Annotated in this window: 14 protein-coding genes; 10 read left to right on the forward strand and 4 right to left on the reverse strand. The window is 43.3% G+C overall.

The annotated features are described in order from the left end of the window. Positions 1–10 precede the first annotated feature (10 nt). The 4 genes from F890_RS08135 (at position 11) to F890_RS08150 (ending at position 5480) form a co-directional block, all read left to right on the forward strand. Positions 11–1291, forward strand: a complete 1281-nt coding sequence (locus F890_RS08135) for an MFS transporter (protein WP_005266385.1) — start codon at positions 11–13, stop codon at positions 1289–1291. A gap of 40 nt (positions 1292–1331) precedes the next feature. Then, on the forward strand, positions 1332–2003 hold the full coding sequence (locus F890_RS08140) for a 3-oxoacid CoA-transferase subunit A (protein ID WP_005266386.1): 672 nt from the start codon (positions 1332–1334) through the stop codon (positions 2001–2003). Then, entirely contained in the window at positions 2003–2662 is a 660-nt protein-coding gene (locus F890_RS08145) for a 3-oxoacid CoA-transferase subunit B (RefSeq protein ID WP_005266387.1), read from the forward strand. Before F890_RS08140 ends, F890_RS08145 begins: the two co-directional genes overlap by 1 nt. Positions 2663–2900: 238 nt before the next feature. Continuing rightward, on the forward strand, positions 2901–5480 hold the full coding sequence (locus F890_RS08150; protein ID WP_005266388.1) for a bifunctional diguanylate cyclase/phosphodiesterase: 2580 nt from the start codon (positions 2901–2903) through the stop codon (positions 5478–5480). Positions 5481–5652: 172 nt separating this feature from the next. Here the strand turns inward: F890_RS08150 and F890_RS08155 are convergent, their stop codons facing one another. The 3 genes from F890_RS08155 to F890_RS08165 form a co-directional block, all read right to left on the reverse strand. Further along, on the reverse strand, positions 5653–6852 hold the full coding sequence (locus tag F890_RS08155) for an MFS transporter (RefSeq protein ID WP_005266389.1): 1200 nt from the start codon (positions 6850–6852) through the stop codon (positions 5653–5655). A 17-nt stretch (positions 6853–6869) separates the two neighbouring features. Then, positions 6870–8135, reverse strand: a complete 1266-nt coding sequence (locus F890_RS08160; RefSeq protein ID WP_005266391.1) for a DcaP family trimeric outer membrane transporter — start codon at positions 8133–8135, stop codon at positions 6870–6872. 117 nt (positions 8136–8252) lie between these two features. Next, positions 8253–9551, reverse strand: a complete 1299-nt coding sequence (locus F890_RS08165) for an MFS transporter (RefSeq protein ID WP_005266392.1) — start codon at positions 9549–9551, stop codon at positions 8253–8255. 454 nt (positions 9552–10005) lie between these two features. Here F890_RS08165 and F890_RS08170 point away from each other — a divergent pair, with 454 nt between their 5' ends. From F890_RS08170 to F890_RS08180, 3 genes are read left to right on the forward strand one after another with little or no spacing between them, the layout of a single operon-like run. Beyond that, positions 10006–10779: an enoyl-CoA hydratase gene (locus F890_RS08170; RefSeq protein WP_005266393.1), complete on the forward strand. Its 774-nt coding sequence runs from the start codon at positions 10006–10008 to the stop codon at positions 10777–10779. A 2-nt stretch (positions 10780–10781) separates the two neighbouring features. Further along, a complete protein-coding gene (locus F890_RS08175; RefSeq protein ID WP_005266394.1) occupies positions 10782–12302 on the forward strand; it encodes a 3-hydroxyacyl-CoA dehydrogenase in 1521 nt (506 codons plus the stop codon). Positions 12303–12327: 25 nt separating this feature from the next. Further along, a complete protein-coding gene (locus F890_RS08180; protein ID WP_005266395.1) occupies positions 12328–13539 on the forward strand; it encodes a 3-oxoadipyl-CoA thiolase in 1212 nt (403 codons plus the stop codon). Positions 13540–13658: 119 nt separating this feature from the next. Here F890_RS08180 and F890_RS08185 read toward each other — a convergent pair whose 3' ends face one another. Further along, complete coding sequence (locus tag F890_RS08185; RefSeq protein ID WP_005266396.1) at positions 13659–14096, reverse strand: PaaI family thioesterase; 438 nt, start codon at positions 14094–14096, stop codon at positions 13659–13661. A 110-nt stretch (positions 14097–14206) separates the two neighbouring features. Between F890_RS08185 and F890_RS08190 the strand changes: the two genes are divergently transcribed. Genes F890_RS08190 through F890_RS08200 form a run of 3 tightly spaced genes read left to right on the forward strand, consistent with a single transcriptional unit; the run spans position 14207 to position 16705 of the window. After that, positions 14207–14962 (forward strand): class II aldolase/adducin family protein, encoded by a 756-nt coding sequence (locus F890_RS08190; protein ID WP_005266397.1) that lies wholly within the window; start codon positions 14207–14209, stop codon positions 14960–14962. Beyond that, a complete protein-coding gene (locus F890_RS08195; RefSeq protein ID WP_005266398.1) occupies positions 14959–15882 on the forward strand; it encodes a 2-hydroxyacid dehydrogenase in 924 nt (307 codons plus the stop codon). Before F890_RS08190 ends, F890_RS08195 begins: the two co-directional genes overlap by 4 nt. Positions 15883–15916: 34 nt before the next feature. Beyond that, positions 15917–16705, forward strand: coding sequence for an enoyl-CoA hydratase-related protein (locus F890_RS08200; RefSeq protein ID WP_017397916.1), 789 nt, complete (start codon positions 15917–15919; stop codon positions 16703–16705). Positions 16706–16716 lie beyond the last annotated feature (11 nt).

Genomic DNA, 16716 nt, shown 5'->3' on the forward strand with positions numbered 1-16716 from the left:
AAAGAGCATTATGGATACGATCAGTTCACAACAACACCCAGTGGAAGGTGGAAACGAGCCCAAGCAAAGAGCCTGGATTCTGGCCTTTATCTTCTCATTTTTGGCATTGCTGGTTGATGGTGCTGATATTGCATTATTGGCCTATAGTCTGACCAGTCTGAAACAAGAGTTTTCATTAAGTAATATGCAGGCTGGTGCCTTAGGAAGCTGGACGCTTGCAGGGATGGCTATCGGCGGTTTTTTTGGCGGCTGGGCATGTGACCGTTTTGGCCGGGTTCGTGTGATCGTCATTGCCATTGCATTATTTTCTTCATTAACCTTCTGGTTAGGATTCGTAGAAAGTTATGATCAGTTCAAATGGCTGCGCTTTACGTCTGCGATTGGACTAGGTGCTCTATATATTGCCTGTAACACACTCATGGCAGAGTATGTACCCACCAAATATCGCTCTACAGTATTGGCAACGCTTATGACTGGCTGGACTTTAGGCTCGGTGGTCGCAACTGTTCTGGCTGGATGGCTATTGCCTGAATTTGGCTGGCGATACCTCTATTATATTGCCATTATTCCAATTGTACTGGCCTTCGCGATGTACTTCTTGGTGCCTGAGCCGAAAGCCTGGTTAGATGCGCGTAAAGCACGCCTGGATGCAAAAGCCAGTGGTATTCTGCAGGAAAAACCAAAAAATACTTTTAAAATGATTTTTGAAGATGCACTTAGCCGTCGCATGTTTATCCTCTGGTCCTTCAGTACCGCATTTTTACAGTTTGGATATTATGGAGTCAGCAACTGGCTACCGGCGTATTTAGAGACTGATCTGGGAATCAAGTTTAAAGAAATGACCATGTATATGATCGGGACTTTCCTGATCATGATGTGTACCAAAGTTATTGCTGGTTTTATCGCTGACCGGATTGGCCGTCGTGCGGTATTTGCTTTCGGCACTATGGGTACTGCAATTTTTATCCCTGTGATTGTCTTTGGTAATACGCCGGATAATATCCTCTGGCTGATGTTATTTTTCGGTTTTCTCTATGGTATTCCATACGGTATTAATGCGACTTACATGACAGAAAGCTTCTCCACTAAAGTGCGTGGAACAGCAGTGGGTGGGGCATATAACGTAGGCCGACTGGGTGCGGTGTTTGCACCTCTTACCATTGGCTATTTTGCTCAAGGAGGCTCAATTGGTACCGGCTTACTGATTATGGGCATTGCCTATTTTCTTTGCGGCCTGATACCCGCTTTCTTTATTAAAGACCGCTTATTTGATCCACAAAAGGCAGATTAATCTGCACTCGTAATATAGATAGAACATGCTAGGAAGCAATATGATGAATAAAATCACGCAGGATATCGAGACGGTACTTAAGCAAATTCCTGATGGTGCACACATTATGACCAGTGGTTTTGGCCTGGCAGGTCAGCCGATAGAATTAATCGAAGCATTAATTGACTTTGGTCCTAGAGACTTAACCATTATTAACAACAATGCAGCTTCTGGAGATCGTGGTCTAACCAATCTGCTGTTGTCTGGACTGGTTAAAAAAATGATCTGTTCATTTCCACGAGCCAATAACTCAACCGTCTTTGAAGATCTGTATAAAGCCGGAAAAGTTGAGCTGGAACTGGTGCCACAAGGCAATCTGGCCTGCCGTATTCAGGCAGCCGGTGCAGGCTTAGGAGCTGTTTTTACTCCAACCGGTTTTGGTACCAAAATTGCTGAAGGTAAAGAAACCCGAAATATTAATGGAAAAGACTATGTGCTGGAATATCCGATTCATGCAGATTATGCCTTTGTGTATGCCAATCAGGCAGACCGTTGGGGCAACTTAACCTACCGTAAGGCAGCGCGTAATTTTGGTCCGATCATGGCCAAAGCCGCAAAAACTACCATTGCACAAGTCCATCAAGTTGTGGAACTGGGGGAGCTTGATCCAGAGATCATCGTAACGCCAGGGATTTTTGTACAGCATGTGGTCAAAGTTGGAGATATTAAATAATGAATATTCAAAAACGTACACGTGAACAGATTGTGGCCAAAGTTGCACAAGACATTCCAACTGGCTCTTTTGTAAATTTGGGTATTGGTTTGCCGACACGCGTAGCTGGTTATTTAAAACCTGAACAAGGAGTAATTCTGCACTCGGAAAATGGCGTTTTAGGTTTTGCTGCATTGAGTGATCCCGAACAGGCAGATGATGACCTGATTAACGCCGGTAAAGAACTCGTAAGCATGTTGCAAGGTGGCAGTTTTATGAATTCTGCGGACTCTTTCGATATCATGCGAGGCGGGCATCTGGATATCTGTATCATGGGTGCTTTTCAGGTGGCTATTAATGGTGATCTGGCGAACTGGCATACCGGTAATGCTGATGCTGTACCTGCTGTAGGCGGTGCAATGGATCTGGCAGTGGGTGCTCGATGTGTCTATGTTTGCATGGAACATGTGACCAAAAACGGTGAAGCAAAAATTGTTGAAGAACTGAGTTATCCTCTAACAGGTAAACATTGTGTCAACCGTATTTATACTGATTTGTGTGTGATTGAATTAAAAGACCGACAAGCTCAGGTTATTGAAATAGTGGATGGCTTAAGCTTTGAAGAATTACAACAGCAGACAGGCTGTAAATTAGTGGACAGTCGTCAACAAGCAGCCTAAAAATAAGTCCGCAATATTCTGATTAAGTAAAAGTATAGTTTTAGATCACAGCTTCGGCTGTGATTTTTAAATTTTAGAATTATTATCAAATACACGTAATATTGACCGTATTTCCGTATTTCCGTATTTCCGTATTTCCGTATTTCCGTATTTTAAAGATATAAATACAAACTTTTGCTAATGATTATTTTAATAATAAGTCTAAAATGTTAACAAGCTAAGGAAGGTGATAGTCTGAATGAATAATAATTGTGATGATCAAGAAATTTTTCATATTTTTAATCTGATTGGTCGCCATACTGAACTTAAGCCTATCCTCGATGTCATTAGCCAGTGGCTTGAATCGCGCATTCCAGATGCGCTTGTCACCATTATGCTCTATCAGGATGACACCCAAACTTTAAATGTTATAAGTGGCAAACAGCACTTTTCAAAAGAGTACTGTAATGCTATTCAAGATTTGAAAATTGGGCCAAATCAAGGATCGTGTGGCGTAGCTGCTTTCTTACGTCAGTTGGTCATTAGTCCAAATCTAATGAAAGACCCAAACTGGCAGCCTTACCGTGCTTTGGTAAACGCAGAAAAATTGTCTAGCTGCTGGTCTATGCCGATTATTAATGCTTCAGATATTTTGTACGGAACGTTTGCCACTTATTATCGAACACCGAAAATACCGACTGAACATCATATTCAGCTTTTACAGCAAGCGGCAAAATTAGTTGCTCTCGCAATTGAGCTTGATCAGGAACGTCAAAAAAGACATGAGCTTAATGAAAAATACAGCTCATTTTATACCTATCATCCAGATATCATTTTTGAACTTGACCTGCAGGGACATGTGCTTAATACCAATATTGCTTGCGAAGAAATTACAGGTTTTTCTAAAGCACAAATTCATGGTCAGCACTATTGTGCCTTCATACCGCCCGAATTCCATGAACTTGCGAATGTTTCATTTTCAGAAGCGGCGCAAGGTAAATCTCAACATTATGAACTTCCAATTTATAATGTTGCAGGCGATATCTTATGGCTGGATCTGACCAATTTACCGATTATTCAAAATCAGAACGTTACCGGTATTATTGGCATTGCCCGAGATATTACTGTATCGCGTAAAAACAAGGAGTCTCTACGATTATTAAAACGTGGAGTAGAGGCCAGTCCGAATAGCCTTTTTATTACAGATGTCTCTGAAGAAAGGTTAATGGTGTATGTGAATCCAGCTTTTCTAAAGCTCACCGGTTATACAGCAGCAGAAGTATTAGGACAAAGCTGTTTTTTCTTACAGGGTCCAGATACTGATCCGGATCAGATTGCATTACTCAAGCAAGCGGTCAAAGAACAAAAAGAAATTCAGGTGACTATAAAAAGTTACTGTAAAGATGGCAGCTGGTTCTGGAATCGTTTAACTATAGGTCCTATTTTTGACCAGACAGGAATCTGCACCCATTTTTTAGGAATTCAGGAAGATATTACCCAGCAACGTATTCACGAAGAATATATTCAGCATCAGCATACTCATGATCATTTAACCGGTTTACCGAACCAGCATGCATTCAAAAAAATTCTGGAAAATATTTTTGAAGCACAGCACGAGAGCTCACAACCATTAGTCTTGCTGTATATAGATCTGGACGACTTTAAAAATATCAACGATAGCTTGGGTCATCTGGTGGGTGACCAGATTCTCAAAAGTGTGGGCGAGCGGCTGCAAAAATTTGTTCAAGGCAATAATGTGCTATGCCGCTTCGCTGAAGATGAATTCATTTTGCTGCTCTCAGGGACAGATGAGCACACTGAAGTCGAGGTGATTGCTGGAGAAATTCTTGATCTTCTTTCCATGCTGTTTATCGTCGATCAGTACAAAATACATTTAAGTGCCAGCATTGGTATTGTGGCAGATGACAGTTCGATTCATCATTCTTCTGAATTGATTTATCAGTCTGTTTTGGCGATGCAGGAAGCCAAAAGACAAGGTCGTAATATGTGGCAGTGGTATGAAAAAACCAGAATGCAGCCTGTCGCAGAAATAGACTATACCAATCTGCGTCTGGAACTCATGGAAGCGATCAATCAAGAAAATTTTGACCTGTTCTATCAGCCGCTGGTTCATCCTGAAACTGGACTGGTAACAGGTGTAGAAGCTTTAATCCGCTGGTGCCATCCGCAGCAGGGTTATATTTCCCCAGCGATTTTTATTCCACTTGCAGAAAGAACTGGGCAAATTATTAGTGTAGGTCAATGGGTATTGGAAAAGGCCTGTTTAGATATTGCCGAGTGGAACAAGACACACAATAGCCAGATCACGGTATCGGTGAATATTTCTCCTTTGCAATTCCGTAGAGCAGGCTTTTTGCAGGTGCTTGAACATGCACTTGAACTCAGTCAATTACCGCCGGAATTACTTAAAATTGAAATCACGGAAGGTGTCATCATTAATGGTGCAGATCGAACCATAGAAATTTTGAAAGCAGTGCGTGCTTTAGGTGTACAGGTCGCCATTGATGACTTTGGCACAGGTTATTCGAGTCTCAGTTATCTGCGTCGCTTGCCGATTAATCAAATCAAGTTAGACCGTAGTTTTATTGAAGAGCTGACCCTCGATGGTCAGGATGCTGCAATTGTGCAATCGATTATTCATCTAGCCCATCAGCTGGATCTGGAAGTTGTCGCGGAAGGGGTCGAAACCGTAAGTCAAGCCAGTTTACTCTATCAACAGGGTTGTGATCTGCTACAAGGCTTCTTTTATGCAAAACCTGCACCTTTAACTGAATTGAAGCCTGTTTATCTCGCAATGGAAAATAGTAAATTGAATTAACTCTAAAAGTTAAGATATCAATATTTTCAACCGCTCTTCAGATAGAAAGACAATGATAAACAGGCTTAAAGAATTTTTCTATTTTATCAGCGTATCATCTCTATAATTTATGCTCGGTACAGAAAGCGGGATAAAAAAATAAGCTTTTAACCCCAAAGGTTTTTAACAGTATCTAAGGCTCAGGCTGAATATTGGCTAAATTTCTTTCTTGGTTTAAATCATAATAGTTAATCAAAAAGATCAACACGGCAAAAATAAAACCTAAAATGACGCAGGCAGACCAGCCATAGCTTTTCCATAAATGCAGCGATAAAAATGCACCCAGACCGGCACCTGAAAAATAACAGGTCATATAGATGGCATTAATCCGCGAGCGAGCCTGCATTGAAATTCGATAGACCAGATTCTGGTTCAAGACATGCAAACAGGAAATTCCAAAATAAGCCAGAATTAAGCCCAAGATATAAATCCATAAATAATTCTGGGCAAAGAATAAAGGAATCCAGGCCAGAATCAGTCCGCATGTGGCTAGGTGCGCAATCCATTTTTCCCGATGCCTACCAATCATTTTACCGGTCCACTGAGAGGACCAGATGCCGACCACCCCCACAATACCCATGAGACCAATCTGGAAATCATTAAAATGATAAGGTGCTTCAGCCAGAATAAAAGTCATGGTAGTAAAGATAATACTCAGCATGCCAAAGCCCAAGCCGCCGATCATACTACGCCTGATCAGCATGGGTTCTGTTCGGGCAAAGGTAAATAGTGAGCGATAAATTTGCAATATATTCATCTGTAACTGGCTCTTGGCACTCGGCAACTGGAACCACATGGCCAGACTTAGCAGAAGAATTGCACAACCACTAAATAGGTATACCGCATGCCAGGACCATAAAGTAGAAATCAGTCCGGCCACGGTACGGGCAAACAGAATACCAACCAGAACACCACTCATGAGCAGGCCAACGACTTCGGCACTTTTATCACGTTGCGACAGGCTGGCGGCAAAAGGAATCAGAATCTGGGTGGTAATCGAACAAAAAGAGGCGAGCAGGGTAAAGCCATACAACATATGCAGATTGGTACTGGCTGAAAGCCCAATAAGCGCCAGTCCGGTACACAACATCAAACTACAGATATACAGCCGTTTTTCAAACAAATCACCCAGAGGGACAAACAAAAATAATCCGGTGGCATAGCCAATCTGGGTCAGTACTACAGTCCAGCCAGACTGAGCCACACTGATTTGCAGATCCTCTGCAATAGAATAAATCAAAGGCTGGTTAAAATAGTTACAACCTGCGCAGAGTGCGCAGGTCATTGCCATCATGAACATGAAACGGCGTGAAATTTGCCCTTGGGCTGACATCCTTGTCTCCTGAGGCTTTAAAAACTATAGTTAGCAGAGAAGTTGATACGTGAAATATCTGCTTCCTTATTGTCAAAGGTTTCACGTTTGCTATGATGATATTCTGCACCCAGATTAATCTTTGGAACAGGAGAATAGATCACGTTGGCCACATAGTCGGTTAAGCGCTTATTGGTTTCAGGATTCGCGCGTGCATAGTCGCTGGAATCATCAAAATCAACAACGCTGGCATTAATACTACTCCGTAGTTTTGGCGTAAATTTATGCGTGAAGCCAATATTTATACTATTGAACTCATTGAGCAAAAGTTCATTATTGATTGGATCGACTGAATAATCGCCACCCCAGGCAGCACCATCGGTTGTTGAACCTTGAGTCAAGAAAGCTGCAATACGCTGATCACCGACCATATGGAAATAGTTACCTTGAATCGAGTTTTGATCATCTAAACGGTAACGTCCACCAACGCCCACACCCCAGCCAACTTTCTCGATATCGCCTGTCGCAATCTGTGCCTGCTTTTGATTGACAAAGCCTTGAGCTAATAAATGAAGAGGGCCTGATTGATGAACATATTTAGTGGTTAAAGCAGGTAAGGCAGAAGAACGATCGCCACCGGCCATATATTCCAGACCGACATTCCAGGTATTTTCCGGATCAAGTTTGAAAGCATAGCTCACCTGAGGTGTACGTAAGACTGATCCACCCAGGAACAAGCTGTAGTCGACAGCTTCAGTGCTAATCTCTGGTGTTGACATCAATGACCAGGCCTGACCAAACGTCCAGTTATAGTATTTTAAGTGTGCATGACGGATACGTAATCCACCATCGCCTTTACCATTGTTGGTCCAGAAGTCGGCTTCTAAACGAGCAGAAACATTCGGATTGCCTCCTAGATCTTTGGCCAGGAAACCAATCCGGCTGGCAGCCGCAGTAAAATCGGAACGTACAGAATCCGGTTCAGTAAAAGGTACTTTATTAATCTGGTTAATGGTACGGCCACGGGCTTCAGTAGTACTTTTGAAATCGACTGCACCATCAAAGCGGATCAAGCCATAAACATCGACATTATCTACCATTGAACTCAGCGTTTTAGAGTCTTGCGCTTTGGCTTGTTCCTGCTGGTTCTTTAATGCAAGTTGCGCGGCTTTTTGTTGTTCTAGTTCTGCCTGGATTTGCTTTAACTGTGACTCAAGAAATTGCTTACGGTCTTCAGAAGCTTCTGCTGAAAATGCCTGTGCTGAAGCAATACCACATAATGTCGCTAAAACTAATTTTTTCATTTCTTAATCCCTAAAGAAATTTTTAATCCTGAATGAAAGGAGACCTTTCTATACTGACGTGTTGTAAATATTTGAAGTGAGGAAGGCAGCGATTTGACCTGCCTTCCGAAGTAGGGTTTATTCTGCTTTATGCGGATCGTATAAACGGTCTTTAATAAACAGGGCAGGAATCAAACCGCATAGGAAATATGCTGCACCCATTACCAACAGACCTGTACCGATCGAACCATGCATCGCCAGATAACCAATCGTAATTGGCGCAAAGATTGCACCGATACGACCAATATTGAATGCACCGCCCACCGCTGTACCACGAACACCAGTCGGGAAACTTTCGGTTAGATAGGTTGCATTGATGGCATATGGAATACCGTACAGGAAGCCGAAGATTAGCATCAGTACGCCAATGTTATCGGCATTATGCATATACACCACGACAGGGATAAATAGCGCTGTTCCCATGGTGCCGAAAGCAAACACAATACGGCGACCAATTTTATCAGCAACATAACCTGCAATGATTTTGGCAAAAATCATGGTGATGAATGTACCCACCATATACAGTGCCATTTCTTTAAACTTAATGCCTAATTCAGCTTCAAGATAACTTGGCAACCAGTTACTTACACCGAAGTAACCAAATAACAGGAAACCGGAGCTGAAAGACCACAAGATGAACATCTTGCCATGAGTTTTATCTTTAAGAATGGTGATGTATGGATTACCTTTTTTGGTATCGTTATCCACAATCTGACCAGTTCTTTTCATTTCACGGACACGTTTCCATGATTCTGGCTCTGGCACCATAAAGTGCATCAGGATACCCAAAGCTAATGGAGCAATTGTGATCCAGTACAGCATACGCCAGCCGAACTCAGGAATAATCCAGCCTGAAATCATGGTAATCACCAATGAACCTAAAGTGAAACCAGTCATCAATGTTGCCAGTACAGTAGTACGGTATTTGGTCGGTACGTATTCTGACATCAGAGTATTACAGGCAATATATAAACAGCCTAAACCCAAGCAAGAAAGAGTACGTAAAATTGCAAATTCAGTATAAGACTGAGCAAAACCTGAGTAGGCTGACAAGATCGAGAAGGCGATGGTGGCCAGTACAATGACGCGGACACGTCCAAATTTGTCGCATGCCCATCCACCAATAAAGCCTCCGATCCCCATACCTAAAAGAGAATAACTTCCCAAGGCACCCGCCTGTACAGAAGTCAGGCCCCATTCAGCTTTCAGACTGGTCAGACTAAAAGCCAGAATCCCGATATCTGCACCGTCACAGAGCAAAATCAGAAAAGCAAAGATAAAAGCCGTCATCCAAAGACGTTTTGGTGCCTGTTTAATGGTATCCGTGGAGGAGACATCGGTTTTATTGTCTCCTGTTACGATGGTATCGCTTGTCATTCTTATATCCTCTATATATTCAAAGTAGCATTTCCTCTGCTACCGCTAAATCCATTTTTCTTCCTCACGGAAACATAGTTTTCCTGATTTAACAGACTCGCTCTGCACACAACAGCCGCTGCATTTATTATCAGGCTACATTCGATTTTTCATGCTTTACGCTAAATCAAAATCATCTCATTGCTGGAAAATTTGATTTCGTAAATTAACTTTAAGTTCAGCCTTATGGCGATTATTCATTTAAATGAATAATCAGATTGCGTTTAAAATACTTAATTCCGTATTGCGAAATCAATTAATCATAAAATAACCAGATGAACAAGAGTTTTTACTCTATTTTTAGTAAAAAATAACTTTTTTGCATTCTGGAGTTAAAAATCCTTGATTTATAGCTTGAGAAACCTTAGTTTTATATAAAATAAAATTTCGCTATACAAAATAAATGGAGATTTTAATGGAACAGGTAGTTCAAGTAGAACAAGTTTCAGCACATGTAGCGATGGTTAAAATTCATCGACCAGAAGCGAAAAATGCCCTGAATACAGAAGTTCGCCAGAAACTTGCGGCGGCTTTTTTGCAACTGAATGATGATGAAAATGTCCGTGCCATTATTCTTACGGGTGGTGAAACAGATTTCGCAGCAGGAGCCGATCTTAAAGAACTGGCCAATGCAGAAACCATTCAAATGATGCAGCGTCGTACTGAGCGTTATTGGCAAGCCATTGCACAGTGTTCAAAGCCGGTGATTGCAGCAGTAAACGGTTATGCATTGGGCGGCGGTTGTGAACTGGCGATGCATGCAGACATTATCATTGCCGGAAAAAGTGCCCAGTTCGGTCAGCCTGAAGTCAAAGTAGGGGTAATGCCGGGTGCTGGTGGTACACAGCGTTTATTCCGTGCAGTTGGCAAATTTCATGCCATGCGCATGATCATGACCGGTTGTCTGGTGCCTGCACCGGAAGCCTATCAAATTGGTCTGGTGTCCCAGGTGACTGAAGACAGCGAAACCCTTGCAACAGCAATCAAGATGGCTGAAGGTCTGGCAAAAATGCCGCCAATTGCGCTTGAACAAATCAAGGAAGTGGCTTTACTGGCTGAAGATGTGCCATTAAATGCCGGATTAATGCTGGAACGTAAATCTTTCCAGATGCTGTTTTCTTCAGAAGATCAAAAAGAAGGTATGCAAGCCTTTATTGAAAAACGTAAACCAAATTATCAGGGACGATAAGCATGAGCATTCAAATTCAGAAAATCGGTATTATTGGCGTAGGTACGATGGGTGCGGGCATTGCCCAGATCGCGATTCAGTCCGGCCATAATGTCGTGTTGTTTGATGCCAAAGCGGGTGCTGCTGAACAGGCACAGGAAAAGCTGGCTAAAACATTAAATACCCTGGCTGATAAAGGTAAATTTAGCCATGAAAAAGCTGCTGAAGATCTTGCTCATTTATCCATTGCTCAGCAGATCGAAGACCTGAAAGATTGCGATTTAATCGTTGAAGCGATTATTGAAAATCTGGAAATCAAACAAAAACTTATGCAGCAACTGGAAGGTATCGTAAAACCGGAAGCGATTCTGGCATCTAATACATCTTCATTGTCGATTAGTGCGATTGCTGCTAATTGCAGTCAGCCAGAACGTGTTGCTGGTTATCACTTCTTTAACCCGGTTCCACTGATGAAAGTGGTTGAGGTCATTGAAGGCTTTAATACCCGTGCTGACATTATTGAAGCATTAACCCAGCTTTCTACAAAAATGGGTCATCGTCCGGTCAAAGCTAAAGATACTCCAGGATTTATCATTAACCATGCCGGCCGTGCCTTTGGTAGCGAAGCCTATGCAATTTTGAATGAAAATGTCACACCATTTTATGATATTGACAGGATCTACCGTGACGGAATCGGTTTCAAAATGGGGCCGTTTGAATTAGGTGATCTGACCGGTATGGATGTCTCGCACCCGGTGAGTGAATCGATTTATCATCAGTATTATGAAGAAGCACGTTACCGTCCAAGCGTGATTACCCGTCAGCGTTTTATTGCCAAGCAGTTAGGTCGTAAAACCGGTAAAGGTTTCTATGATTACACTTCGGGTAGCAAAGAAGGTGATGTTGCTCCAGCATTGGTTGAAAAGTTAAGTCAATATCCATCAGTCTGGCTAGGCACCGAATATGACCAAGACCGTCAGGCACTTGAGCAATATCTGCAGCAGTTCAATATCCAGATTGAGCAAACTGAGACACCTTCAGCAGAGGCTTTAATCCTGATTGCCACTTATGGTGAAGATGCAACTTCAGCCGCTGTCCGTTATCAGCTGGCACCTCAGCAAGTGGTGTGTATCGATCTGCTATATGGTCTGAACAAACACCGTACCTTGATGCCAACTTTTGTCACCCAACCTGAGCTGGTAAAAGCAGCCCAATCGATTTTCAATCTGGATGGTGTGACCGCCAGTGTAATTCAGGAAAGCGTCGGCTTTGTGGCTCAACGTGCTTTGGCAATGATTGTGAATCTCGGCTGTGATATTGCCCAGCAAGGCGTTGCAACGGTGGAAGATATCAACATCGCGGTGAAATTAGGCCTTGGCTATCCATATGGTCCAATTGAATGGGGGGATGTGCTGGGAGCTGAAAAAATTCTAAAAATTCTGGATCGTATGACTGCGATTACCCGTGACCAGCGTTACCGTCCAAGTCCTTGGTTGCGTCGCCGCGTTCAGCTTGGTCTACCACTTGTTCATACAACACATTAATTAGAAAGTTAAAGGAATAACACTCATGTTAAATGCATATATTTATGATGGTTTACGTTCGCCAATCGGTCGCCATGCAGGCAGTCTGGCAAGCGTACGTCCAGATGATCTGGCAGCAACAGTCATTAAAAATCTGCTAGAAAAAACCGGTATTCCAGCAGCGGACGTAGAAGATGTGATCTTTGGTAGTACGAATCAGGCTGGTGAAGACAGCCGTAATGTGGCTCGTTTTGCTGCACTGCTTGCAGGTATGCCAGTGACCGTTCCAGGTCAAACTGTAAACCGTCTTTGTGCTTCAGGTCTGGGTGCTGTAATTGATTCAGCACGTGCTATTACTGCAGGTGAAGGCGAGCTGTATATTGCAGGTGGTGTAGAAAGTATGACGCGTGCACCGTTTGTAATGGGTAAAGCTGAAAGTGCATATTCACGTGATGCCAAAATCTATGACACTACGATTGGTACACGTTTCCCAAACCGTAAATTCACCGACCAGTTTGGCGCGCACAGCATGCCAGAAACAGGTGATAACGTTGCTGAAGAGTTTGGTATTACGCGTGAACAGGCAGATACTTTTGCTGCTGCATCACAAGCGAAATATCAAGCTGCAAAAGAAGCAGGTTTCTTTGACGGTGAAATTACGCCGATTGAAGTTTCACAAGGACGTAAATTACCGCCTAAATTAGTGACTGAAGATGAACATCCACGTCCATCTTCAACATTTGAAGCATTATCCAAGTTAAAACCGCTTTTCGAAGGTGGTGTGGTGACTGCGGGTAATGCATCAGGTATCAATGACGGCGCTGCAGCATTGATTATCGGCAGTGAAAAAGTTCAGGAACAGTATGGCTTAAAACCTTTAGCTCGTATCCTGTCTTCTGCAGCCGCTGGCATTGAGCCACGCATCATGGGGGCGGGTCCAATCGAAGCGATCAAGAAAGCTGTAAAACGTGCAGGTTTGACGCTAGATGATATGGACATTATCGAGATCAATGAAGCATTTGCCAGCCAGGTGTTATCTTGCCTGAAAGGTCTGGATGTGGCTTTTGATGATCCGCGTGTCAACCCAAATGGTGGTGGCATTGCAATTGGCCATCCATTGGGCTGTTCAGGTGCGCGTTTGGCTTTAACTGTTGCGCGTCAATTACAGCGTACTGGTAAAAAATATGCCGTGATCAGCTTATGTATCGGTCTGGGTCAAGGTCTGGCGATGGTGATTGAAAATCCTGAAGCTGCATAACAGCTTAAGTAATCGCCTTAATGCCATGTATCTATGATATGCATGGCATTTTTTATTGGGATTTTTTCAAAATAAAAAAATCCCTGCACATACAGGGATTGATTACATCAGTGTAATGATTACTTACGACCAGTGACTAATAATGTTGCCGACCCAAAGGCATAAACTTTACCTTCTTTATCGATAATTCGGCCTTCTGAGGTCAGTACATTACGCCCGATCCGGATGACTTCACCAATAGCTGTATAAGTTTCGCCGCTTTTCATCGCTTTCAGCATTTTCACATTCAGGTCAATGGTCGAGAAACTGACACCTGCATCTACTGTCGTATGCACGGCAGCGCCAGTCGCACTATCTAGAACCGTTGCACAAAAGCCGCCATGAATACCACCCTGTAAATTGTAATGGCGCTGATCAGGACGCACCTCATATTCCACATAGTTTTCGCGCACCAAGGTCAGACGCATGGGAATAATTTCACTCATGGCTGAACTGGGAATTTCCCCATTTTTAATTGCGGTGAGATATTCAAGTCCGTTTAATTGTGATATTGGCATATCAACTCCTTGTAATGACTTATTTCGCCTTATGAAATAATATTCTGTTTTTCTAAAATTATGATATAACAGATAGTGATCGAAATGCTATATTTTTCCAGGATGGAACGATGACAATAAAAAATCTCGTCACAGATGCTGAATGGCAGGCACGTTGTGAACTCGCAGCGCTTTATCGCATTATTGCGCATTACCGGATGACTGATTTAATTGATACCCATATCAGTTTAAGAGTCCCTGATCAGCCTGACTGTTTTCTGATTAATCAGTATGGTGTCGCTTTTGAAAAAATGTGTGCCTCAACGCTGGTCAAGATTAATCATGAAGGGCAGGTCGTAGAAAGCTATGAACAGGATAAGCCGGTGAATATGGCAGGCTTTGTCATCCATGCCGCGATTCATGAAGCACATGCTCATCTGAACTGTGTTATTCATACGCATACCGCAGATGGCATAGCAGTTTCTGCACAGAAACACGGACTTCTGCCCATTTCCCAGCACGCCATGAAGTTTTATCAGCAGGTGGCCTATCACGAATATGAAGGCGTGGCACTTTCAACAGATGAACAAGAACGCCTGATTCAGGACCTGGGCGGCCATCGCGCCATGATTTTACGCAATCACGGACTTTTAACGGCGGGCGAAACCATTGCACGGGCCTTTCATGAAATCTATTTTCTAGAGCGTGCCTGTCAGGCACAGGTGAAGGCCTTAAGCGGCGGTGCCGAACTGCATTATCCAAGTGAAGATGTACGAATTAAAACCGCCAAGCAGTTCGCTAGTCCTTTAGTTGAACCGATTTTACAGCGTGCCTGGCAGGCCGCTTTGTCTTTGATTGAGCATCAATATACGGAGTATGCATCATGATTGTGATATCCAGTACTGTGCCGAATATTGAAGCAATTCTGGTGAAGTCTTTTCAGAAATATGCCCCTGAGGGCAGTTTTTGTACATTGGACAGCCCGGAAGCAGAACTGGCGACCACAGCAGCCTCGTGGTTTCCAGATCTAGAAAAACTCCGACAACTTCCAGAACTTGGTCTGATTCATTCGATTGCTGCAGGAGTCGAACATTTAAATTTAAACGAGATTAGATCTGACCAGTCAGTCTGCCGGGTACTGGATCCACATCATCAAAAAGGCATGTTTGATTATCTGCTTTGGGGTGTGCTGTATTTTCAGCGTTATTTTGACCGCATGATCCAGCAGCAAAAGCAGCAGTTATGGAAACAGTATCGTCAAAGTTATAGTCATCATATCCAGATCGGGATTATGGGCCTTGGCCATATGGGCGGTTATGTGGCAAAACGTTTTGCCGACATGGGCTATCAGGTGTCTGGATGGTCCAATTCCCCAAAAGAGATTGCTCAGGTCAAAAGCTATGTAGGCCAAGAACAGCTTTCCGAGTTCCTGGCCCACAGCCAGATATTGATTAATCTGCTGCCACTCACTGAAGAAAACACCGGTATTCTTTCTGCTGAATTATTTCAACAGTTACCTGAACACGCTGCTCTTATTCAGGTGGGTCGTGGGCAGCATTTAATCGAGCAGGATCTACTCAATGCACTGGATTCAGGTCATCTCCGTGGCGCAATTGTCGACGTATTTGAACAGGAGCCATTAGCTGCTGAACATCCATTCTGGCAGCATGAAAAGATCGTTGTTACACCACATGTTGCTTCACATGCACCTATGTCTGTGGTGGTGGAACAGATTCTAGAAAATGACCGACGTTTAAATCTCGGGCTGGATTTATGCCATCAGGTAGATGTCAATAAAGGCTATTAATTGTAGGGATACCGGAAAAATAAGGAAATTGATGATGTGGGAAACGATTCAAACTCAGGTTCAGCAAGGCGTCGCAACCTTAAGCTTTAACCGCGCGGATTCACTCAACAGTTTTAACCAGCAAATGCATGAGGAAGTGCAACAGGTGCTGAAAAACTGGAATACAGATCCGAATATTCGGGTAATTGTGATTCGCGGTAATGGCCGGGCATTTTCAGCGGGACAGGATTTAAAAGAACGTGCTGGACAGCTCGGCAATGTGCCTTTGCCACCGCAAGGCTCGCTGGCCAAATACTATAATCCCTTGATTAACCTGATCCGCCAGAGTCCCAAACCGGTGATTGCAGCAGTGAATGGTGTGGCTGCCGGTGCAGGTGCCAATATCGCACTGGCCTGTGATCTGGTCATTGCCAAGGAAAGTGCCCGATTTATTCAGGCTTTTTCTAAAATTGGCTTGATTCCTGATGCCGGTGGCACCTGGATGTTGCCACGTTTAATCGGTTATGCACGTGCCATGGCACTCACTTTTCTAGGCGAACCGGTGCATGCCAAAGAGGCCGCCGAAATGGGCATGATCTGGAAAATGCTTCCAGATACAGAATTTGATGCTTATATCGACGACATTGCACAGCGATTATCTCAACAGCCGACTTATGCGCTGGCTTTAACCAAACAGGCCTTGCAACGCAGTGCTGAAAATAACATAGACCAGCAACTGGAGCTGGAACAAAACCTGCAATATCTGGCTCTGAGCAGTCAGGACTATAAAGAAGGTGTCCAGGCTTTTGTCGAAAAACGCCCTGCACAATTTACCGGATGCTAAGGAGAGCATTT

Origin of the sequence: Acinetobacter sp. CIP 64.7 (assembly GCF_000369745.1) — a bacterium.
GTDB classification, from domain to species: Bacteria; Pseudomonadota; Gammaproteobacteria; order Pseudomonadales; family Moraxellaceae; genus Acinetobacter; species Acinetobacter fasciculus.